Source organism: Pseudomonas syringae group sp. 247E2 (assembly GCF_032587795.1).
Classification (GTDB): domain Bacteria; phylum Pseudomonadota; class Gammaproteobacteria; order Pseudomonadales; family Pseudomonadaceae; genus Aquipseudomonas; species Aquipseudomonas amygdali.
This window is the reverse complement of record NZ_JAWHPK010000008.1, coordinates 404,535-424,901: the sequence shown is the minus strand read 5'-3', so window position 1 is coordinate 424,901 and position 20,367 is coordinate 404,535. Positions and strand designations below refer to the sequence as shown.

The 20,367-nt window shown below is 58.4% G+C and carries 17 protein-coding genes; all 17 read left to right on the top strand.

Annotated elements, in window-relative coordinates; all coding sequences use genetic code 11:
* Positions 1 to 67: 67 nt before the first annotated feature.
* A complete protein-coding gene (gene cspD / locus RYC18_RS09145; protein WP_005731877.1) occupies positions 68 to 352 on the top strand; it encodes a cold shock domain-containing protein CspD in 285 nt (94 codons plus the stop codon).
* 565 nt (positions 353 to 917) lie between these two features.
* Positions 918 to 3,149: an NADP-dependent isocitrate dehydrogenase gene (locus RYC18_RS09140; protein ID WP_005745703.1), complete on the top strand. Its 2,232-nt coding sequence runs from the start codon at positions 918 to 920 to the stop codon at positions 3,147 to 3,149.
* A 142-nt stretch (positions 3,150 to 3,291) separates the two neighbouring features.
* Complete coding sequence (locus RYC18_RS09135; protein ID WP_005780025.1) at positions 3,292 to 3,738, top strand: NUDIX hydrolase; 447 nt, start codon at positions 3,292 to 3,294, stop codon at positions 3,736 to 3,738.
* 60 nt (positions 3,739 to 3,798) lie between these two features.
* Positions 3,799 to 4,929 (top strand): tRNA 2-thiouridine(34) synthase MnmA, encoded by a 1,131-nt coding sequence (mnmA, locus tag RYC18_RS09130; protein WP_016982233.1) that lies wholly within the window; start codon positions 3,799 to 3,801, stop codon positions 4,927 to 4,929.
* The gene (hflD, locus tag RYC18_RS09125) at positions 4,929 to 5,549 is read left to right on the top strand and encodes a high frequency lysogenization protein HflD (protein ID WP_002554006.1); all 621 of its coding nucleotides are present in this window, start codon (positions 4,929 to 4,931) and stop codon (positions 5,547 to 5,549) included. The genes mnmA and hflD overlap by 1 nt, the downstream gene beginning before the upstream one ends.
* A gap of 131 nt (positions 5,550 to 5,680) precedes the next feature.
* A complete protein-coding gene (gene purB / locus RYC18_RS09120; protein ID WP_004659494.1) occupies positions 5,681 to 7,051 on the top strand; it encodes an adenylosuccinate lyase in 1,371 nt (456 codons plus the stop codon).
* A 60-nt stretch (positions 7,052 to 7,111) separates the two neighbouring features.
* Positions 7,112 to 8,278 (top strand): cupin domain-containing protein, encoded by a 1,167-nt coding sequence (locus RYC18_RS09115; protein WP_002554007.1) that lies wholly within the window; start codon positions 7,112 to 7,114, stop codon positions 8,276 to 8,278.
* Entirely contained in the window at positions 8,271 to 8,702 is a 432-nt protein-coding gene (locus RYC18_RS09110) for a GNAT family N-acetyltransferase (RefSeq protein WP_002554008.1), read from the top strand. The genes RYC18_RS09115 and RYC18_RS09110 overlap by 8 nt, the downstream gene beginning before the upstream one ends.
* Before the next feature lie 177 nt (positions 8,703 to 8,879).
* Entirely contained in the window at positions 8,880 to 9,623 is a 744-nt protein-coding gene (locus tag RYC18_RS09105) for a secretin N-terminal domain-containing protein (RefSeq protein WP_005745710.1), read from the top strand.
* 277 nt (positions 9,624 to 9,900) lie between these two features.
* On the top strand, positions 9,901 to 11,226 hold the full coding sequence (gene aceA, locus RYC18_RS09100; protein WP_005731868.1) for an isocitrate lyase: 1,326 nt from the start codon (positions 9,901 to 9,903) through the stop codon (positions 11,224 to 11,226).
* 463 nt (positions 11,227 to 11,689) lie between these two features.
* Positions 11,690 to 12,103, top strand: a complete 414-nt coding sequence (locus RYC18_RS09095; RefSeq protein ID WP_002554011.1) for an NADH-quinone oxidoreductase subunit A — start codon at positions 11,690 to 11,692, stop codon at positions 12,101 to 12,103.
* Positions 12,104 to 12,113: 10 nt separating this feature from the next.
* Positions 12,114 to 12,788 (top strand): NuoB/complex I 20 kDa subunit family protein, encoded by a 675-nt coding sequence (locus tag RYC18_RS09090; protein ID WP_002554012.1) that lies wholly within the window; start codon positions 12,114 to 12,116, stop codon positions 12,786 to 12,788.
* 74 nt (positions 12,789 to 12,862) lie between these two features.
* Positions 12,863 to 14,644, top strand: a complete 1,782-nt coding sequence (nuoC, locus tag RYC18_RS09085; protein ID WP_002554013.1) for an NADH-quinone oxidoreductase subunit C/D — start codon at positions 12,863 to 12,865, stop codon at positions 14,642 to 14,644.
* A 2-nt stretch (positions 14,645 to 14,646) separates the two neighbouring features.
* Positions 14,647 to 15,144: an NADH-quinone oxidoreductase subunit NuoE gene (gene nuoE, locus RYC18_RS09080; protein ID WP_002554014.1), complete on the top strand. Its 498-nt coding sequence runs from the start codon at positions 14,647 to 14,649 to the stop codon at positions 15,142 to 15,144.
* Positions 15,141 to 16,499, top strand: coding sequence for an NADH-quinone oxidoreductase subunit NuoF (nuoF, locus tag RYC18_RS09075; RefSeq protein ID WP_316885382.1), 1,359 nt, complete (start codon positions 15,141 to 15,143; stop codon positions 16,497 to 16,499). The genes nuoE and nuoF overlap by 4 nt, the downstream gene beginning before the upstream one ends.
* Positions 16,500 to 16,635: 136 nt before the next feature.
* Entirely contained in the window at positions 16,636 to 19,353 is a 2,718-nt protein-coding gene (gene nuoG, locus RYC18_RS09070) for an NADH-quinone oxidoreductase subunit NuoG (protein ID WP_316885380.1), read from the top strand.
* Positions 19,350 to 20,357, top strand: coding sequence for an NADH-quinone oxidoreductase subunit NuoH (gene nuoH, locus RYC18_RS09065; RefSeq protein WP_316885378.1), 1,008 nt, complete (start codon positions 19,350 to 19,352; stop codon positions 20,355 to 20,357). Before nuoG ends, nuoH begins: the two co-directional genes overlap by 4 nt.
* Positions 20,358 to 20,367 lie beyond the last annotated feature (10 nt).

Below are 20,367 nucleotides of genomic sequence, written 5' to 3'. Positions count from 1 at the left end.
AACCAAAATTTTTGGGGAGGCGGATTGAAGTGGATGATACTCCTGACGGAGTCCTTTGCAGAGGGATATGGCGATGCTTAACGGAAAAGTCAAGTGGTTCAACAATGCAAAAGGTTATGGATTCATAATCGAAGACGGCAAGCCGGATGACGACTTGTTCGCCCATTTTTCGACCATCCAGATGGAAGGTTACAAGACCCTCAAAGCCGGCCAGCCGGTCAGTTTTGAAATCATTCAGGGGCCAAAAGGGCTGCATGCCGTGAATATCGCGCCATTGCTGGCTAAAGCAGGTGAGCCCGTGAAGGAAACCCATGCTGCGTCTGAGCATGAACCTGAACATGCACACGCTTGAAGTCCTCCATGGAAACAGCCTGACAGCAGATCAATGGCCTTTCGCGCCAGTTGACTGAGTAATCAGAAACACGCAATGAGCCTGTACCGGATCTTAAGAAACCGCAGCTTTGGTAGCTTGAACCGATGCGACTCCACAGGGTATCGAATTAGCGGTTATTGCACCGCGGATGCCCCTACCGTGACAGAGCCATCAGCGCCCCACTCCTCCGCCAGATCCCGCCTCTTGACGCCTGATTGACACCTCGTAGACATCCCGGTCGTTCGACCAACGGCGGATGTTCATTATTCGATAGCACGCATAGCATTAATGCCTCGCGCCAATGGTTTGATATACTCGCGCCGTGACCGAAGAGTCATAAAGGCTGACCCGTCTGAAATCAGACCCTCAACCTTCCTATGCGTCGGGTCGCTACCTGGCCTGACAGCTTGACGCTCGACTGATGCACCCAACATCACCGCGAATGAACCTCGACCTGGGCCCATGGCCGAACCGTGGGCAAGAGTGCATACCCTGCGCGTATCGAGATTTTGTGCATGCTCAGCAAAACAGAGAGTTAATACGAATGTCCAACCGCTCGAAGATCATCTACACCTTCACCGACGAAGCTCCGGCCCTCGCCACCTATTCGCTGCTGCCTATTATCGAAGCTTTCACAGCCTCCTCCGATATCGACGTGGAAACGCGCGACATCTCCCTGGCGGGCCGTGTTCTTTCAAGCTTCCCGGAGTCGCTTGGCGCCGATCAACAAGTGCCGGATCATCTCGCCGAGCTGGGCAAACTGGCCACTACGCCAGAAGCCAACATCATCAAGCTGCCTAACATCAGTGCCTCGGTCCCTCAATTGAAGGCGACCATCAAGGAGCTTCAGGATCAGGGCTACAAGATTCCCGACTACCCTGAAAACCCTGTCACTGACGCGGAAAAAGAAACCCGCGCACGCTACGACAAGACCAAGGGCAGCGCCGTGAACCCGGTGCTGCGCGAAGGCAACTCCGATCGTCGCGCACCGTTGTCGGTCAAGAACTACGCTCGCAAGCACCCACACAAGATGGGCGCCTGGTCTGCCGACTCCAAGGCCCACGTTGCGCACATGAGCAACGGCGACTTCTACGGCAGCGAAAAAGCAGCCCAGATCGCAGCCGACAACACCGTTAAAATCGAACTGATCGCTCAGGATGGCACCACCACCGTTCTGAAGGAAAAAACCGCCGTCAAGGCTGGCGAAGTCGTTGACTGCTCGGTAATGAGCGCCAAAGCTCTGCGCGGCTTCATTGCCGCCGAGATCGAAGACGCCCGCAAGCAAGGCGTTCTGTTCTCGGTGCATCTGAAAGCCACCATGATGAAGATCTCCGACCCGATCATGTTCGGCCAGATCGTTGATGAGTTCTACAAGGATGCATTGACCAAGCACGCTGACACGCTGAAGCAGATCGGCTTCAGCCTGAACAACGGCATCGGTGACCTGTACGAGCGCATCACCAGCCTGCCTGCTGAAAAACAGGCCGAAATCAAGGCTGACATCGAAGCGGTCTACGCCACTCGCCCACAACTGGCGATGGTCAACTCCGACAAGGGCATCACCAACCTGCACGTGCCGAGCGACGTAATTGTCGACGCATCGATGCCAGCGATGATCCGTGACTCCGGCAAGATGTGGGGCACAGATGGTCAACTGCACGATGCCAAGGCAGTGATCCCGGATCGCTGCTACGCCACCATCTATCAAGCGGTCATCGAAGACTGCAAGAAAAATGGCGCATTCGACCCGACCACTATGGGCAGCGTACCGAACGTTGGCCTGATGGCTCAAAAAGCCGAAGAATATGGCTCCCACGACAAGACTTTCCACATCCAGACCAACGGCGTGGTTCGTGTAACCGACAGCCAGGGCAACCTGCTGATGGAACAGAACGTCGAAGCGGGCGATATCTGGCGCATGTGTCAGGCCAAGGACGCGCCGATCCAGGATTGGGTAAAACTGGCCGTCAACCGCGCTCGCGCCAGCAACACACCGGCTATCTTCTGGCTGGATTCGTCTCGCGCCCATGACAGCGTGATGATCGAGAAAGTCCGCAAGTACCTGGGCGACCACGACACGTCGGGCCTGGATATCCAGATCCTGTCACCTGTCGACGCGATGAAGCTGACCCTGGAACGCACTCGCGCCGGCAAGGACACGATCTCGGTAACGGGCAACGTGCTTCGCGATTACCTGACCGACCTGTTCCCGATTATGGAACTGGGCACAAGTGCGAAAATGCTGTCGATCGTTCCGCTGATGAACGGCGGCGGTCTGTTCGAAACCGGCGCTGGCGGTTCGGCTCCCAAGCATGTGCAGCAGTTTGTTGAAGAAAACTTCCTGCGCTGGGATTCGCTGGGCGAGTTTCTGGCTCTGGCGGCGTCCCTGGAACATCTGGGCAATGCCTACAACAACCCGAAAGCGCTGGTTCTGTCCAAGACCCTCGACCAGGCCACTGGCGAGTTCCTGGACCGCAACAAGTCGCCTTCGCGCAAGGTCGGCGGCATCGACAACCGCGGCAGCCATTTCTACCTGACCCTGTTCTGGGCTCAGGCACTGGCTGCTCAAAACGACGATGCAGACCTCAAGGCACAGTTCACGCCTTTGGCCAAAACCCTGACTGACAACGAAGAAAAAATCGTTGCCGAGCTGAACGCTGTTCAGGGCAAGCCGGTAGAAATTGGCGGCTACTACTTCCCTAACCCGGAAGTCACCAGCAAGGCCATGCGCCCAAGCGCCACGCTCAACGCAGCTATCGATGCGTTGAAAGCGTAAGCGGCATGAGACCGGTGCGACGCATTACTGCGTCGCCCAGCCAAAAGCCCCGGCCCGCGTGTCGGGGCTTTTGCATTAAAGCCAAAGACAGACCGGCAGGCCACATACTGAACATTCTTATCTGGCAGCAGAGGATCAATCCATGACCTGGCAAGCCCACGTTTCCGTCGCCACCATCGTCGAAGATCAGGGACGCTTCCTGTTCGTCGAAGAAATGAAAGGCGGACGCGCCGTACTCAACCAACCCGCCGGGCACCTCGACCCGAACGAGAGCCTGCAACGTGCGGCAGTGCGGGAGACTCTTGAAGAAACCGGCTGGGATGTCGAACTGACCAGCGTGGTGGGCATTTACCTGTACACCGCGCCGAGCAACGGCGTGACCTACCAGCGGATATGTTTCGCCGCCAAGGCCATACGCCATAACCCTGAATATCAGCTGGACGAAGGCATCATTGGCGCCGTCTGGCTGACTCGCGAGGAACTGCTGGCCCAACAGGAACGCTGGCGCAGCGAGCTGGTACTGCGCTGCCTGGACGATTACCTCAATGCCGAACATTTCAGTCTCGACCTGCTGCGCGACAAGGCGTGAGACTCGACGCCCTCAGCCTGATAGAATCGCGTCCTTTTACAGGTCAGCCGTTGAATCCCCATGCGTGATCCAGCCCCCTCGAACTCAGAAATGAAGCGCGTCATAGTCGGCATGTCCGGCGGCGTGGACTCTTCCGTTTCCGCCGTACTGCTCATGGAGCAGGGTTATCAGGTGGAAGGCTTGTTCATGAAGAACTGGGAAGAAGACGACGGAACGGAATATTGCACCGCCCGCGAAGACCTGGCAGATGCCCAGGCCGTGTGTGACAAGATCGGCATCAAACTGCACACGGCCAACTTCGCTGCCGAGTACTGGGACAATGTCTTCGAACATTTCCTTGAAGAGTACAAGGCCGGGCGCACCCCCAACCCGGACATCCTTTGCAACCGGGAAATCAAGTTCAAGGCGTTTCTCGACTATGCGCTGATGCTGGGTGCCGACCTGATCGCCACTGGTCACTACGTGCGCCGTCGCGATACCGATGGCCGCACCGAACTGCTCAAGGGCCTGGACCCGAACAAGGATCAAAGCTACTTCCTGCATGCCGTCGGTGGCGAACAGATCGCCCGGACGCTGTTTCCGGTGGGCGAGCTGGAAAAACCGGAAGTACGTGCCATTGCTGAGAAACACGGCCTGGCGACGGCTAAAAAGAAGGACTCCACCGGAATCTGCTTCATTGGCGAGCGCCGTTTCACCGACTTCCTGCGTCAGTACCTGCCCGCCCAGCCCGGAGAGATCAAGACCACCGAAGGTGAAGTCATCGGTCGTCACAGCGGCCTGATGTATCACACCATCGGCCAGCGCCAGGGCCTTGGGATTGGCGGCCTCAAGGACGCCAGCGATGATCCGTGGTACGTGCTGGTCAAGGATCTGGACAACAACGAACTGATCGTTGGCCAGGGCAACGACCACCCGTGGCTGTTCTCCCGCGCACTGGTGTCTTCGGAAATCTACTGGGTCAACCCGATTGATCTGAGCAGCCCGCGCAAACTCACGGCCAAAGTCCGTTATCGTCAGGGCGACCAGCCATGCACACTGGAAAAGACCGCCGACGGCTACCGAGCCACATTCGATGATCCGCAGCGGGCCGTCACACCCGGACAGTCCGTGGTGTTCTACGATGGCGAAATATGTCTGGGCGGCGGCGTGATCGAAATTGCCGAACCCTGGACCAGCAAGGACAAGCGTTGATGACCCCGATTCAGGAACAACTGATCGCTCTGGGTGGCGTATTTCAGGCCGCCGTACTGGTCGACCGGATCGCCAAGACCGGACAGGTCAGCGAAGCCGCGCTGAGCTGCATGCTCGGCAGCCTGCTGGTGGTTGACCCGAAGGATACGCTGGACGTCTACGGCGGCGATGACCTCAACCTGCACGAAGGCTATCGCGCCATGGCCAGCGCTCTGGAACGCGATCCTGCAACACTGCAGCGCGAACCGCTGCGTTACGCCCTGTCGATGCTCGGCCTGGAGCGACAGCTGGCCAAGCGCGACGACTTGCTCGAAATCATCGGCAGGCGCATCCCGGTGATTCAGTCTCAGGTCGAACATTTCGGCATCGCTCACGAAAACGTGATCGCTGCGACCGGCGCCCTTTATGAAGACACCCTGAGCACCCTGCGCCAACGCATTCAGGTCCAGGGCGACATGCGCAACCTGCAGCAACCGAACAACGCGTCGAAGATTCGCGCCATCCTGCTGGCAGGCATTCGCTCCGCACGCCTGTGGCGACAAGTTGGCGGTCATCGCTGGCAACTGGTGTTCAGCCGTCGCAAGCTATTGAAAGAACTCTACCCATTGCTGCACGGCTGATCCGCCACGCACCAATGACCTTCACCACCACAGGCACGGCGCTGTCTACGCTGGTCAGCGGGCTCCGGTCCGAGTGACTTTTCATGTATGATATGCGCCCTTTTCGTTGCCCGACTGTCCGAGAGCATCCCATGCAGCTTTCTTCGCTCACTGCGGTTTCCCCTGTTGATGGCCGCTACGCCGGCAAAACCCAGGCCTTGCGCCCTATTTTCAGCGAATACGGCCTGATCCGTTTCCGTGTGATGGTTGAAGTTCGCTGGCTCCAGCGTCTGGCGGCCCACCCGCAGATTACCGAAGTCCCGGCGTTCTCTGCGCAAGCCAACGCCATCCTCGACACCCTGGCTGAAGACTTCTCGGTTGAGCACGCCGAGCGCGTGAAAGAGATCGAGCGCACCACCAACCACGACGTCAAAGCCGTTGAGTATCTGCTCAAGGAGCAGGCTGCCAAGCTGCCGGAGCTGGACAAGGTCAGCGAGTTCATCCACTTTGCCTGCACCAGCGAGGACATCAACAACCTGTCTCACGCCCTGATGCTGCGTGAAGGCCGTGACACTGTGATGCTGCCGCTGATGCGCCAGATTGCCGATGCTATCCGTGAACTGGCGATCCGCTTCGCCGACGTGCCGATGCTCTCGCGTACCCACGGTCAGCCAGCGTCCCCGACCACGCTGGGCAAGGAATTGGCCAACGTGGTTTACCGTCTGGAACGCCAGATCAACCAGATCGCCGCAGTGCCCTTGCTGGGCAAGATCAACGGTGCGGTCGGCAACTACAATGCCCACCTCTCCGCTTATGCCGATATCGACTGGGAAGCCAACGCACGCGCGTTCATCGAAGACGAGCTGGGGCTGGGCTTCAACCCGTACACCACCCAAATCGAACCGCATGACTACATCGCCGAGCTGTTTGATGCGATTGCGCGTTTCAACACTATCCTGATCGACTTCGACCGCGATATCTGGGGCTATATATCCCTGGGCTACTTCAAGCAGCGCACCATTGCTGGCGAAATCGGCTCGTCGACCATGCCACACAAGGTCAACCCGATCGACTTCGAAAACTCCGAAGGCAATCTGGGCATCGCCAACGCGCTGTTCCAGCATCTGGCGAGCAAACTGCCTGTCTCTCGCTGGCAGCGCGACCTGACTGACTCCACCGTACTGCGCAACCTGGGCGTCGGTTTCGCCCACAGCGTTATTGCTTACGAAGCCAGCCTCAAGGGCATCAGCAAGCTGGAACTGAACGAGCAGCGCATTGCTGCCGATCTGGACGCGTGCTGGGAAGTTCTGGCAGAGCCGATTCAGACCGTCATGCGTCGTTACAACATCGAAAACCCGTACGAAAAACTGAAAGAACTGACACGCGGCAAGGGCATCGGCCCGGAAGCGCTGCAGACTTTCATCGACGGTCTGGACATGCCTGCCGAAGCAAAGGCCGAGCTGAAAAAGCTCACGCCAGCCAACTACATCGGTAACGCAGCGGCTCAGGCCAAGCGCATCTGACACGCAAAAAAATTGCACACGCCCGGCTGTGCCGGGCGTTTTCATTTCAAGGGCTTACACATGAATCCTGATATTCCTCTGCAACTTCTGGGCGGCATCAGTGCACGCGTTTTTCTGCGTGACTACTGGCAGAAAAAACCACTGCTGATCCGCCAGGCTCTGCCGGACTTTCAAAGCCCGATCGATGCGGACGAGCTGGCTGGCCTTGCTCTAGAGGAAGAAGTCGAGTCCCGCCTGGTCCTCGAACACGGCGAGCGTCCCTGGGAGCTGCGTCGCGGTCCCTTTGCGGAGGATGAATTCAGCAAGCTGCCCGAACGCGACTGGACCCTGCTGGTGCAGGCCGTGGACCAGTTCGTTCCAGAAGTCAGCGAACTGCTGGAAAACTTCCGCTTCCTGCCCAGCTGGCGCATTGACGATGTGATGATCAGCTACGCCGCCCCAGGTGGCAGCGTCGGCCCGCATTTCGATAACTATGACGTGTTCCTGCTTCAGGGCCACGGCAAGCGTCATTGGCAGATCGGCCAAATGTGCGATGCAGAAAGCCCGCTGCTGCAGCATGCCGACCTGCGCATCCTTGCCGAATTCGAAAAAACCGAAGAGTGGACGCTGGAACCGGGCGACATGCTTTACCTGCCGCCACGCCTGGCTCACTGCGGCGTTGCCGTCGACGACTGCCTGACCTACTCGGTCGGTTTCCGCGCGCCAAGCGCTGCCGAGGTCCTGACTCATTTCACCGATTTCCTCAGCCAGTTCATCCCGGATGAAGAGCGCTATACCGACGCGGACGCGCAACCGGTCAGCGATCCGCATCAGATCCAGCACGATGCGCTGGACCGACTCAAAGCGCTGCTGACCGAACACATGAGTGACGAGCGCCTGCTGCTGACCTGGTTCGGCCAGTTCATGACCGAACCGCGCTACCCTGAACTGGTGACCGGCCCGGAACTGGAGGAAGACGACTTGCTCGACAGCCTCGAACAGGGCGCGGTGCTGATTCGCAACCCGAGTGCAAGACTGGCCTGGTCTGAAGTCGACGACGATCTGCTACTGTTTGCCAGTGGTCAGAGCCGCCTGTTGCCGGGCAGTCTGCGCGAATTGCTTAAACTGATCTGTGCTGCCGACGCATTGCACAGTGAAAACCTCGGCCAATGGTTGGCCGATGACGATGGACGCAATCTGCTTTGCGAACTCGTAAAACAAGGAAGTCTGGGATTTGCCGATGAATAAAGTCACCGTAGCTGTCGCACAATGGCAGAAAAACAACGCCGACATCCGGCGCATACGCGATTCGGTATTCATCGCCGAGCAATCGGTGCCACCGGAGCTGGAGTGGGACGCTGAAGATGCGACTGCCGTGCATTTTCTCGCCTATGAAGGGGAATACGCAGTAGGCACCGCTCGCCTGCTGCCCGACGGTGAAATCGGTCGGCTGTCGGTTCTCAAGGACTGGCGCGGCATGAAAGTCGGTGAAGCGTTGCTCGGTGCGGTGATCCACGAGGCCGAACAACGTGGACTGGAGCCGCTGAAGCTCAGCGCTCAAGTGCAGGCCGTCGAGTTTTACCAGCGCTTCGGGTTTGCCGTGGTCAGTGACGAGTTTCTCGAAGCCGGTTTACCGCACGTCGAGATGCGCCGCGAGACACCTGAAACCTGATTATGTAGGCACGTTTCAAAGCACTACATGATGATCGCCCTGCCCTTTTTCGCTAGACGCTTTTCAGGTCGAGACGAAAAATGCCAGGGCGTTTTTGTGTCGCCCCATTCAGCTTGCCCGGCTATAGCCGATACACTGGCAAACTCATGCTTTACGCGCTTATCGCGGAGAATGATCATGTCAGTCCGTAACCTGCTTAACGTGGTAATCACCTCAGTGCTGATCGCATTCAGTACTCAGGCCCTTTCAGCGACCGAAGTCGTTCCTCTCAATTACCGCACCAGTGCCGATCTACTACCCGTAGCTAAATCCTTTCTAGGCACCGAAGGCTCCGTCAGCGCTTATGGCAATCAACTGATTGTCAATGCAGAGTCGCGCAAGATAGAAGAGCTTCGCAGCCTTATCGCGCAACTCGATACCGCGCCTAAACGCCTGCTGATCAGCGTCGACACCAGCGAAAACGCGGCGCGCAACAGCAGTGGCTCACGCGTCATAGAATACGGCACCACCAGCCGTGAGGGCGGCGTGCAGCAAGTGCAGACCAGCGAAGGTACGCCAGCACTTATCCAGATCGGCCAGAGCGTTCCACTGACCTCCTCGTCCACGGATTCCTATGGCTACTCCCAAAGCAATACTGAATATCGCAATGTAACCCAGGGCTTTTACGTCACTGCCAGTGTGACCGGCGATACCGTTCACCTGAGCATCAGCACCAACCATGACCGCATGAGTCAGGAGCGCGCTGATGCCATAAAAGTGCAAAGTACCGATAGCCAGGTCAGCGGCCGGCTCGGAGAATGGATCACGCTGGCGAGTAATAGCGATCAATCGGTTGCTGATCAGCGTGGCCTTGCACAACGCTACTCCACCCAGGGTCGTGAAGACATGATTTTGCGCGTAAAGGTCGAAACCCTCGAGTAGCCTGCGCTGGCGCGAAACCCAGCACCTACGGGCCTTTTAGTGACTCACCAGTCTGATTACGCAATTATGTAGTGATACTTAAAAAGCACTACAAATCGTTTGACGACCCCGATACCCCGAGGCATGATTGCCTCGCTCCCGCTGATCGGAGGCTGCGCAAAAAGCCTTTGATTGTCGCTCTCCGAGCAGCGAGCAGCCATCTACAGTGCCTTCGATAAACGAGGCGTTTTGGCGGAGCAGGACTTCTAATCAAGACCTACTTCTCGGGGTTTACAAAATGGCACTGACACGCGAACAACAAATAGCCGCTCTCGAAAAAGACTGGGCCGAAAATCCGCGCTGGAAAAACGTGACCCGTACCTACTCCGCAGCCGATGTGGTCCGCTTGCGTGGCTCGGTTCAACCCGAACACACCTTTGCACGGCTGGGCGCTGACAAACTGTGGAACCTGGTGACCCAAGGCGCCAGGCCGTCTTTCCGGCCAGACAAGGACTTCGTCAACTGCATGGGCGCTCTGACCGGCGGTCAGGCCGTGCAGCAGGTCAAGGCCGGTATTCAGGCCATCTACCTTTCCGGCTGGCAGGTTGCTGCCGATAACAACTCTGCCGAATCGATGTACCCGGATCAGTCGCTGTATCCAGTCGACTCGGTGCCAACCGTGGTCAAACGCATCAACAATTCGTTCCGCCGCGCCGATCAGATCCAGTGGAAAGCCGGCAAGGCTCCGGGTGACGAAGGTTATATCGACTATTTCGCGCCCATCGTGGCCGACGCAGAGGCCGGATTCGGCGGCGTGCTCAATGCGTACGAGCTGATGAAAAGCATGATCGAGGCGGGGGCCGCCGGGGTGCATTTTGAAGATCAGTTGGCATCGGTGAAGAAATGCGGCCACATGGGCGGCAAAGTACTTGTCCCGACTCAGGAAGCGGTCCAGAAACTGGTTGCTGCGCGCCTGGCCGCCGATGTGGCCGGTGTGCCGACGATCATTCTGGCCCGCACCGACGCCAACGCTGCCGACTTGCTGACTTCCGATTGCGACCCCTATGACAAGCCGTTCGTGACCGGCGAACGGACTCATGAGGGCTTCTACAAAGTACGTGCCGGTCTGGATCAGGCAATCTCCCGCGGCCTCGCCTACGCGCCTTATGCCGACCTGATCTGGTGTGAAACCGCCAAGCCGGATCTGGACGAGGCACGCCGCTTCGCCGAAGCAATCAAGAAGGAGTACCCGGACCAGTTGCTTTCCTACAACTGCTCGCCGTCCTTCAACTGGAAGAAAAACCTCGACGACGCAACCATCGCCAAGTTTCAGCGCGAGCTTTCGGCCATGGGCTACAAGCACCAGTTCATCACCCTGGCAGGCATTCACAACATGTGGCACAGCATGTTCAACCTGGCGCACGACTACGCCCGCAACGACATGACTGCCTACGTGAAGCTACAGGAACAGGAATTCGCCGATGCTGCCAAGGGCTATACCTTCGTGGCCCACCAGCAGGAAGTGGGCACGGGGTATTTCGATGACATGACCACCGTGATTCAGGGCGGCGTATCGTCGGTAACCGCACTGACCGGCTCGACGGAAGAAGAGCAATTCCACTGAGACACCGCGCAACGCGTTGAAAACACAGACCGTCCGTAAGGGCGGTCTGTGTTTTGTATCAGATAGTGCCTGTATTGATTTCGGACAATGTGCAGCTCACGAACAGATGCTACAAAAACCGCACTTTATAAGCGGTGTCCTTCATAACTATGCTCCGAGTATCCTTTGGCGAACTATACAGGTCCATTTAAATGATATTAATTATCATTCAAATTGCCTTTCGTTCCTTTTCGTCACCGAGAAACATAATTAGCCAAAACCTTGCTGACGCCCGGCTGGCATGCCTTACAGCCCTGATAAAGGACGGCGGGCGATTAATTTCGTAAATAAATTTCATGTAGAAAATTTACTTGCCAACTGTTTGCACATAAAATCAATCCGTTGACCGCACTGCGACATTTCGTCACTGCCTCGACTCTTTATCAAGCACAGAGACCTTTGCTCTCTAACAAGGACTGCCAGCATGCCCGAATCGACAGGTCTGATTGCCCACAACTGGGGCTTCGCCATTTTCCTTTTGGGTGTTGTCGGCCTCTGCGCCTTCATGCTCGGCCTGTCCAGCCTGCTCGGAAGCAAAGCCTGGGGCCGCAGCAAGAACGAACCTTTCGAATCCGGCATGCTGCCTACCGGCAGTGCGCGCCTGCGGCTCTCCGCAAAATTCTATCTGGTCGCGATGCTCTTCGTGATCTTTGACATCGAAGCCCTCTTTCTCTTTGCCTGGTCTGTGTCCGTCCGCGAAAGCGGCTGGACCGGATTCGTCGAAGCTCTCGTTTTCATAGCAATTCTGTTGGCAGGTCTTGTCTACCTATGGCGGGTTGGCGCTCTTGACTGGGCTCCTGAAGGTCGCCGTAATCGGCAAGCGAAGCTGAAACAATGAGGCTTTGGCGATGCAATATAATCTCACCAGGATCGACCCGGACGCTCCTAACGAGCAGTACCCCATCGGCAAACGGGAAACCGTTTCCGATCCGTTAGAAGATCAAGTCCACAAAAACATCTACATGGGCAAGCTGGAAGACGTGCTGAATGGTGCGGTCAACTGGGGACGTAAAAACTCCCTGTGGCCCTACAATTTCGGCCTGTCGTGCTGCTATGTGGAAATGACCACCGCCTTCACGGCCCCTCACGATATCGCGCGTTTCGGTGCGGAAGTTATCCGGGCGTCGCCACGGCAGGCGGATTTCATGGTCATTGCCGGTACCTGCTTCATCAAGATGGCACCGATCATCCAGCGTCTCTACGAGCAAATGCTCGAACCCAAGTGGGTCATCTCCATGGGTTCATGTGCCAACTCCGGTGGCATGTACGACATCTACTCAGTGGTCCAGGGGGTGGACAAATTCCTTCCCGTGGATGTCTACGTGCCCGGCTGCCCGCCCCGCCCCGAAGCATTTCTGCAAGGCTTGATGCTGCTGCAGGAATCCATCGGCAAGGAGCGTCGCCCTCTTTCCTGGGTCGTTGGCGATCAAGGCGTATACCGCGCCGAGATGCCGTCGCAAAAGGAACAGCGCCGCGAACAGCGTATTCAGGTGACCAACCTGCGCAGCCCCGACGAAGTCTGATCCAGCCCGTTCTTCTTATAAAAAAGACAGGAACCGGGGTTGATTCTGTACGTTGACCGAAGTGATTGAGACCTATGACTGCAGACAACGCTCTGTACATCCCGCCTTACAAGGCTGACGACCAAGATGTCGTCGTTGAACTGAACAACCGTTTTGGTGCCGAGGCTTTCACTGCCCAGCCGACTCGCACCGGTATGCCCGTGCTGTGGGTCGAGCGCGCCCGACTGTTTGAAATTCTGACGTTCCTGCGCAACGTGCCCAAGCCCTACTCCATGCTCTATGACCTGCATGGCGTGGACGAGCGTCTGCGTACCAACCGTCGCGGCCTGCCCGGTGCAGATTTCACCGTGTTCTATCACCTGCTGTCGATCGAGCGAAACAGCGACGTGATGATCAAGGTAGCGCTGTCTGAAAGCGACCTGAGTGTGCCAACCATCACCAGTATCTGGCCAAATGCCAACTGGTATGAGCGCGAAGTCTGGGACATGTTCGGAATCGACTTTCCGGGACACCCGCATCTAAGCCGCATCATGATGCCGCCAACCTGGGAAGGTCACCCGCTGCGCAAGGACTTCCCTGCCCGCGCGACGGAGTTTGACCCCTACAGCCTGACACTCGCCAAACAGCAACTGGAAGAGGAAGCCGCACGTTTCCGTCCGGAAGACTGGGGCATGAAACGTTCTGGCGCGAACGAGGACTACATGTTCCTCAACCTGGGGCCGAACCACCCTTCCGCTCACGGTGCGTTCCGTATCATTCTGCAGCTGGATGGCGAAGAAATCGTCGACTGCGTTCCGGACATCGGCTACCACCACCGTGGTGCAGAGAAGATGGCCGAGCGCCAGTCCTGGCACAGCTTCATCCCGTACACCGACCGCATCGATTATCTCGGCGGGGTGATGAACAACCTGCCTTACGTACTCTCGGTCGAAAAACTGGCAGGCATCAAGGTGCCGGAAAAGGTCGACGTCATCCGCATCATGATGGCCGAGTTCTTCCGTATCACCAGCCACCTGCTGTTCCTGGGTACCTACATCCAGGACGTGGGTGCCATGACGCCGGTGTTCTTTACGTTCACCGACCGCCAAAAAGCCTACACCGTGATCGAAGCCATTACCGGTTTCCGTCTGCATCCGGCCTGGTATCGCATCGGCGGGGTTGCCCACGACCTGCCTCGTGGCTGGGAGAAACTGGTCAAGGACTTCGTCGACTGGCTGCCCAAGCGCCTCGACGAATACACCAAGGCTGCCCTGCAGAACAGCATCCTAAAGGGCCGTACCGTGGGCGTTGCCGCGTACAACACCAAAGAGGCCCTGGAATGGGGCGTCACCGGTGCAGGCCTGCGCTCCACCGGCTGCGATTTCGACTTGCGCAAGGCACGCCCTTACTCCGGCTACGAGAACTTCGAGTTTGAAGTACCGCTGGCCGCCAATGGCGATGCCTACGACCGCTGCATGGTCCGCGTAGAAGAGATGCGCCAGAGCATCAAGATCATCGATCAGTGCATGCGCAACATGCCGGAAGGCCCGTACAAGGCGGATCATCCGCTGACCACGCCGCCACCGAAAGAGCGCACCCTGCAGCACATCGAAACCCTGATCACGCACTTCCTGCAGGTTTCGTGGGGCCCGGTCATGCCGGCCAACGAGTCCTTCCAGATGATCGAAGCGACCAAGGGTATCAACAGCTATTACCTGACGAGCGACGGCGGCACCATGAGCTACCGTACCCGGATCCGCACCCCGAGTTACCCGCACCTGCAGCAGATCCCTTCGGTGATCAAAGGCAGCATGGTCGCGGACTTGATCGCGTACCTGGGTAGTATCGATTTCGTTATGGCCGACGTGGACCGCTAAGCATGAATAGCCCGCTAATCCAGACTGACCGTTTCGCCCTGAGCGAAACCGAGCGCTCGGCCATCGAGCACGAGATGCATCACTACGAAGACCCGCGCGCGGCGTCCATCGAGGCCCTGAAGATCGTTCAGAAAGAGCGTGGCTGGGTGCCCGATGGTGCCATCTACGCAATCGGCGATTTGCTCGGCATCCCCGCCAGCGACGTCGAAGGTGTTGCCACCTTCTACAGCCAGATCTTCCGCCAGCCGGTCGGACGCCACATCATTCGCGTCTGCAACAGCATGGTGTGCTTCATCGGCGGCCACGAAAACGTGGTAGACGAGATCAAGAGTTCACTGGGCATCGGCCTGGGTCAGACCACCGCTGACGGTCGCTTCACCTTGCTGCCGGTCTGCTGCCTCGGCAACTGTGACAAGGCGCCGGCCGTGATGGTCGACGACGACACTTTCGGCGATGTACAGCCTGCTGGCGTTGCCAAGATGCTGGAGGGTTACCTATGACCATCACTTCCTTCGGCCCTGCCAATCGCATTGCGCGCACGGCAGAAACCCATCCGCTGACCTGGCGTCTGCGCGACGACGGCGAGCCGGTCTGGCTCGACGAGTATAAGGCCAAAGACGGTTATGCAGCAGCGCGCAAGGCGCTGACGCAACAGTTGCCTGACGATATCGTCCAGTCGGTCAAGGACTCGGGCCTCAAAGGCCGCGGCGGTGCGGGCTTCCCTACCGGCGTTAAATGGGGCCTGATGCCCAAAGACGAATCCATGAACATCCGCTATTTGCTGTGCAATGCGGATGAGATGGAACCCAATACCTGGAAAGACCGCATGCTGATGGAGCAACTGCCCCATCTGCTGGTCGAGGGCATGCTGATCAGTGCGCGTGCGCTGAAAGCCTATCGTGGCTATATCTTCCTGCGTGGCGAATACGTAACGGCCGCCAGGCACTTGAACCGCGCCGTGGCCGAAGCGAAGGCTGCCGGTCTGCTGGGCAAGAACATCCTAGGCACCGGCTTCGACTTCGAATTGTTCGTACACACCGGTGCCGGTCGTTACATCTGCGGTGAAGAAACCGCGCTGATCAACTCGCTGGAAGGCCGCCGCGCCAACCCGCGCTCCAAGCCGCCCTTCCCTGCTGCCGTAGGCGTCTGGGGCAAGCCGACCTGTGTAAACAACGTCGAAACCCTGTGCAACGTGCCCGCCATCGTCAATAACGGCAACGACTGGTACAAGTCGCTGGCCCGCGAAGGCAGTGAAGACCACGGCACCAAGCTGATGGGCTTCTCCGGCAAGGTTAAAAACCCGGGTTTGTGGGAGCTGCCATTTGGCGTACAGGCTCGCGAACTGTTCGAAGACTACGCCGGTGGCATGCGCGATGGCTTCAAGCTCAAGTGCTGGCAACCCGGCGGCGCCGGTACGGGTTTCCTGCTGCCAGAGCATCTGGACGCCCAGATGTACGCAGGCGGTATTGCCAAGGTCGGTACCCGGATGGGCACCGGTCTGGCGATGGCCGTCGACGATTCGGTCAACATGGTTTCACTGCTGCGCAACATGGAAGAGTTCTTCGCTCAGGAGTCCTGCGGCTTCTGCACCCCATGCCGCGACGGTTTGCCATGGAGCGTAAAAATGCTTCGCGCCATCGAGAAGGGTCAGGGGCAGCCGGGGGATATCGAAACCCTGCTGGGTCTGGTCAATTTCCTCGGCCCAGGCAAGACCTTCTGCGCCCATGCACCGGGCGCTGTTGAACCGCTGGGCAGTGCGATCAAGTATTTCCGTTCGGAGTTCGAAGCAGGTATTGCGCCAGCCAGCGCAACCACGCTCGTTCCGGGCAAAAGTCCGACCGTGGTCGGCGCATAACAAGACACAACGGTCGGCGGCTGTTCGGGCTGCCGTCCTCGTACCTGCTGACGCCCTCCGGGCTGAACGATACGGGTACTACCGAGATTCCATTAGCCACGCCCGCTGACAACGGGCCAACGAAGACCTTTGAACCATGGCTACTATTCACGTAGACGGCAAAGCGCTCGAAGTCGATGGTGCAGACAACCTGTTACAGGCATGTCTGTCGCTGGGCCTCGATATCCCTTATTTCTGCTGGCACCCCGCCCTTGGCAGCGTTGGCGCCTGTCGCCAGTGCGCGGTCAAGCAGTACACCGACGAGAACGACACCCGTGGTCGTATCGTCATGTCCTGCATGACGCCAGCCACCGACAACACCTGGATCTCCATCGAAGATGAAGAGTCCAAGGCCTTCCGGGCCAGTGTTGTCGAATGGCTGATGACCAACCACCCGCATGACTGCCCGGTCTGCGAAGAAGGCGGTCACTGCCACCTGCAGGACATGACAGTGATGACCGGCCACAACGAGCGCCGTTATCGCTTCACCAAGCGTACTCACCAGAATCAGGAGCTGGGGCCGTTCATCGCGCATGAGATGAACCGCTGCATCGCCTGTTATCGGTGCGTACGCTTCTATAAAGACTACGCAGGCGGCACTGACCTGGGCGTTTACGGCGCTCACGACAATGTTTACTTCGGTCGCGTTGAAGACGGCACGCTGGAAAGCGAGTTCTCCGGCAACCTCACCGAGGTCTGTCCGACCGGTGTGTTCACCGACAAAACCCACTCCGAGCGCTACAACCGCAAGTGGGACATGCAGTTCTCGCCAAGCATCTGCCACGGTTGCTCCAGCGGCTGCAACATTAGCCCGGGTGAGCGCTACGGTGAATTGCGCCGCATCGAAAACCGCTACAACGGCTCGGTCAACCAGTACTTTCTCTGCGACCGCGGCCGTTTCGGCTATGGCTACGTCAACCGCACAGACCGTCCACGTCAGCCACTGCTCGCTGAAGGCCAGGTCAAACTGAGCCTTGACGAAGCACTGGACAAGGCAGCGGATCTGTTGCGCGGCCGCAACATCGTTGGTATTGGCTCACCTCGCGCCAGCCTCGAAAGCAACTACGCACTGCGCGAGCTGGTCGGAGCCGAGCATTTCTACAGCGGCATCGAAGCCGGCGAGCTGGAGCGTGTGCGCCTGATCCTCAAGGTGCTGAATGACAGCCCGCTGCCGATCCCGACCCTGCGTGACATCGAAGATCACGATGCCATCTTCGTCCTCGGCGAGGACCTGACCCAGACGGCGGCACGTATGGCCCTGGGCTTGCGCCAAGCCGTCAAAGGCAAGGCTGAAGACATGGCTGCGGCGATGAAAGTCCAGCCGTGGCTCGACGCGGCCGTGAAGAACATCGGCCAGCACGAGCTCAATCCGCTGTTCATCGCCAGCCTGGCTGAAACCAGGCTCGACGATATCGCAGAAGAATGCGTGCACGCTGCACCTGACGACCTGGCTCGCATCGGTTTCGCCGTTGCACATGCACTGGACGCCAGCGCCCCGGCCGTAGAAGGTCTGGACAGCGAGGCGCTGGAACTGGCGCAACGTATTGCCGATGCCCTGCTCGCGGCCAAACGTCCGCTGATCATTTCCGGCAGCTCGCTGGGTTCGACAGCGCTGATCGAGGCGGCGGCAAACATTGCCAAGGCCTTGAAGCTGCGTGACAAGCAAGGCTCCATCAGCCTGATCGTGCCGGAAGCCAACAGCATGGGTCTGGCGATGTTTGGTGGCGATTCTGTCGATGCCGCCCTGCAAGCAGTGATTTCCGGTCAGGCCGACGCCATTGTGGTACTGGAAAACGATCTGTATCGCCGTGTAGACGCCAAAATCGTCGACGCTTCGCTGAGCGCTGCGAAAGTCGTGATCGTCGCCGACCACCAGAAAACCCCGACCAGTGATCGTGCGCATCTGGTCTTGCCAGCTGCCAGCTTCGCGGAAGGCGACGGCACGCTGGTCAGCCAGGAAGGCCGCGCCCAGCGCTTCTTCCAGGTGTTCGATCCGACCTACCTGGATGCCAGCATTCTGGTTCACGAGGGCTGGCGCTGGCTGCATGCCCTGCGCGCCACCTTGTTGAACAAGCCGGTCGACTGGACGCAACTCGATCACGTCACCGAAGCCTGCGCCAGCAGCACCCCGCAACTGGCGGGTATCGTCAACGCTGCGCCGTCTGCCTCGTTCCGGATCAAGGGCCTTAAACTGGCTCGTGAACCACTGCGCTACAGTGGTCGCACGGCGATGCGCGCCAACATCAGCGTGCATGAGCCGCGCACCTCGCAAGACATCGATACAGCGTTCTCCTTCTCCATGGAAGGTTATTCAGGTTCCGCCGAACCTCGTCAGCAAGTGCCGTTCGCCTGGTCTCCGGGTTGGAACTCGCCGCAGGCCTGGAACAAATTCCAGGACGAAGTCGGCGGTCACTTGCGCGCCGGCGACCCGGGCACTCGCCTGATCGAAAGCCAGGGCGATGGTCTGTCGTGGTTCTCCAGCGTGCCACGTGCGTTCTCTCCAGAGCGCGGCACCTGGCAGGTCGTGCCGTTCTTTCATCTGTTCGGCAGCGATGAAACTTCGTCTCTGGCCGCTCCGGTTCAGGAACGTATCCCGCAGGCTTATGTAGCGCTGGCCAAATCCGAAGCCGATCGCCTGGGTGTCAACGATGGTGCCCTGCTCTCCTTGAGCGTTGGCGGTGAATTGCTGACCTTGCCGTTGCGCATCAACGAAGAACTGGGCGCGGGCCTTGTGGCATTGCCGGCAGGACTGCCTGGCATTCCGCCAGCACTCTTCGGCAAATCCGTTGACGGTCTGCAGGAGGCAGCGCAATGACCTGGTTTACCCCTGATGTGATCGACGCAATCATTGCAGTGGTCAAGGCCATCGTGGTGTTGCTGGCGGTCGTGGTTTGTGGTGCCCTGCTGAGCTTCATCGAACGTCGTCTGCTGGGCTGGTGGCAGGACCGTTATGGTCCGAACCGTGTGGGTCCGTTCGGCATGTTCCAGATCGCAGCCGACATGCTGAAGATGTTCTTCAAGGAAGACTGGACCCCACCGTTCGCCGACAAGGTGATCTTCACCCTGGCGCCGGTGGTTGCCATGAGCGCCCTGCTGATCGCCTTTGCGGTCATCCCGATCACCCCGACCTGGGGCGTGGCGGACCTGAACATCGGTCTGCTGTTCTTCTTCGCCATGGCGGGTCTGTCGGTGTATGCGGTGCTGTTCGCCGGCTGGTCGAGCAATAACAAATTCGCCCTGCTGGGCAGCCTGCGAGCTTCGGCACAAACCGTATCCTACGAAGTGTTCATGGGCCTCGCGCTGATGGGCATCGTGGTTCAGGTCGGCTCGTTCAACATGCGCGACATCGTTGAATATCAGGCGCAGAACCTGTGGTTCATCATTCCGCAGTTCTTCGGCTTCTGTACGTTCTTCATCGCGGGTGTTGCGGTCACTCACCGCCACCCGTTCGACCAACCGGAAGCCGAGCAGGAACTGGCTGACGGCTACCACATTGAATATGCCGGCATGAAATGGGGCATGTTCTTCGTGGGCGAATACATCGGGATCATTTTGATCTCGGCACTGCTGGTCACGCTGTTCTTCGGTGGCTGGCACGGCCCGTTCGACATTCTGCCATCGCTGGCATTCTTCTGGTTCACCTTGAAAACCGCGTTCTTCATCATGCTGTTCATTCTGCTGCGCGCTTCCATCCCGCGCCCGCGTTATGACCAGGTCATGGATTTCAGCTGGAAGTTCTGTCTGCCGCTGACCCTGATCAATTTGCTGGTGACTGCTGCGATTGTGTTGTTGAACACACCGGCAGGCTCGGTTCAGTGAGGATTTGACC

What these genes read in the sequence shown, in the direction of transcription:
- cspD (WP_005731877.1), top strand. Translation starts at nt 68, where the DNA reads ATGGCGATGCTTAACGGAAAAGTCAAGTGGTTCAACAATGCAAAAGGT.
- RYC18_RS09140 (WP_005745703.1), top strand. Translation starts at nt 918, where the DNA reads ATGTCCAACCGCTCGAAGATCATCTACACCTTCACCGACGAAGCTCCG.
- RYC18_RS09135 (WP_005780025.1), top strand. Translation starts at nt 3,292, where the DNA reads ATGACCTGGCAAGCCCACGTTTCCGTCGCCACCATCGTCGAAGATCAG.
- mnmA (WP_016982233.1), top strand. Translation starts at nt 3,799, where the DNA reads ATGCGTGATCCAGCCCCCTCGAACTCAGAAATGAAGCGCGTCATAGTC.
- hflD (WP_002554006.1), top strand. Translation starts at nt 4,929, where the DNA reads ATGACCCCGATTCAGGAACAACTGATCGCTCTGGGTGGCGTATTTCAG.
- purB (WP_004659494.1), top strand. Translation starts at nt 5,681, where the DNA reads ATGCAGCTTTCTTCGCTCACTGCGGTTTCCCCTGTTGATGGCCGCTAC.
- RYC18_RS09115 (WP_002554007.1), top strand. Translation starts at nt 7,112, where the DNA reads ATGAATCCTGATATTCCTCTGCAACTTCTGGGCGGCATCAGTGCACGC.
- RYC18_RS09110 (WP_002554008.1), top strand. Translation starts at nt 8,271, where the DNA reads ATGAATAAAGTCACCGTAGCTGTCGCACAATGGCAGAAAAACAACGCC.
- RYC18_RS09105 (WP_005745710.1), top strand. Translation starts at nt 8,880, where the DNA reads ATGTCAGTCCGTAACCTGCTTAACGTGGTAATCACCTCAGTGCTGATC.
- aceA (WP_005731868.1), top strand. Translation starts at nt 9,901, where the DNA reads ATGGCACTGACACGCGAACAACAAATAGCCGCTCTCGAAAAAGACTGG.
- RYC18_RS09095 (WP_002554011.1), top strand. Translation starts at nt 11,690, where the DNA reads ATGCCCGAATCGACAGGTCTGATTGCCCACAACTGGGGCTTCGCCATT.
- RYC18_RS09090 (WP_002554012.1), top strand. Translation starts at nt 12,114, where the DNA reads ATGCAATATAATCTCACCAGGATCGACCCGGACGCTCCTAACGAGCAG.
- nuoC (WP_002554013.1), top strand. Translation starts at nt 12,863, where the DNA reads ATGACTGCAGACAACGCTCTGTACATCCCGCCTTACAAGGCTGACGAC.
- nuoE (WP_002554014.1), top strand. Translation starts at nt 14,647, where the DNA reads ATGAATAGCCCGCTAATCCAGACTGACCGTTTCGCCCTGAGCGAAACC.
- nuoF (WP_316885382.1), top strand. Translation starts at nt 15,141, where the DNA reads ATGACCATCACTTCCTTCGGCCCTGCCAATCGCATTGCGCGCACGGCA.
- nuoG (WP_316885380.1), top strand. Translation starts at nt 16,636, where the DNA reads ATGGCTACTATTCACGTAGACGGCAAAGCGCTCGAAGTCGATGGTGCA.
- nuoH (WP_316885378.1), top strand. Translation starts at nt 19,350, where the DNA reads ATGACCTGGTTTACCCCTGATGTGATCGACGCAATCATTGCAGTGGTC.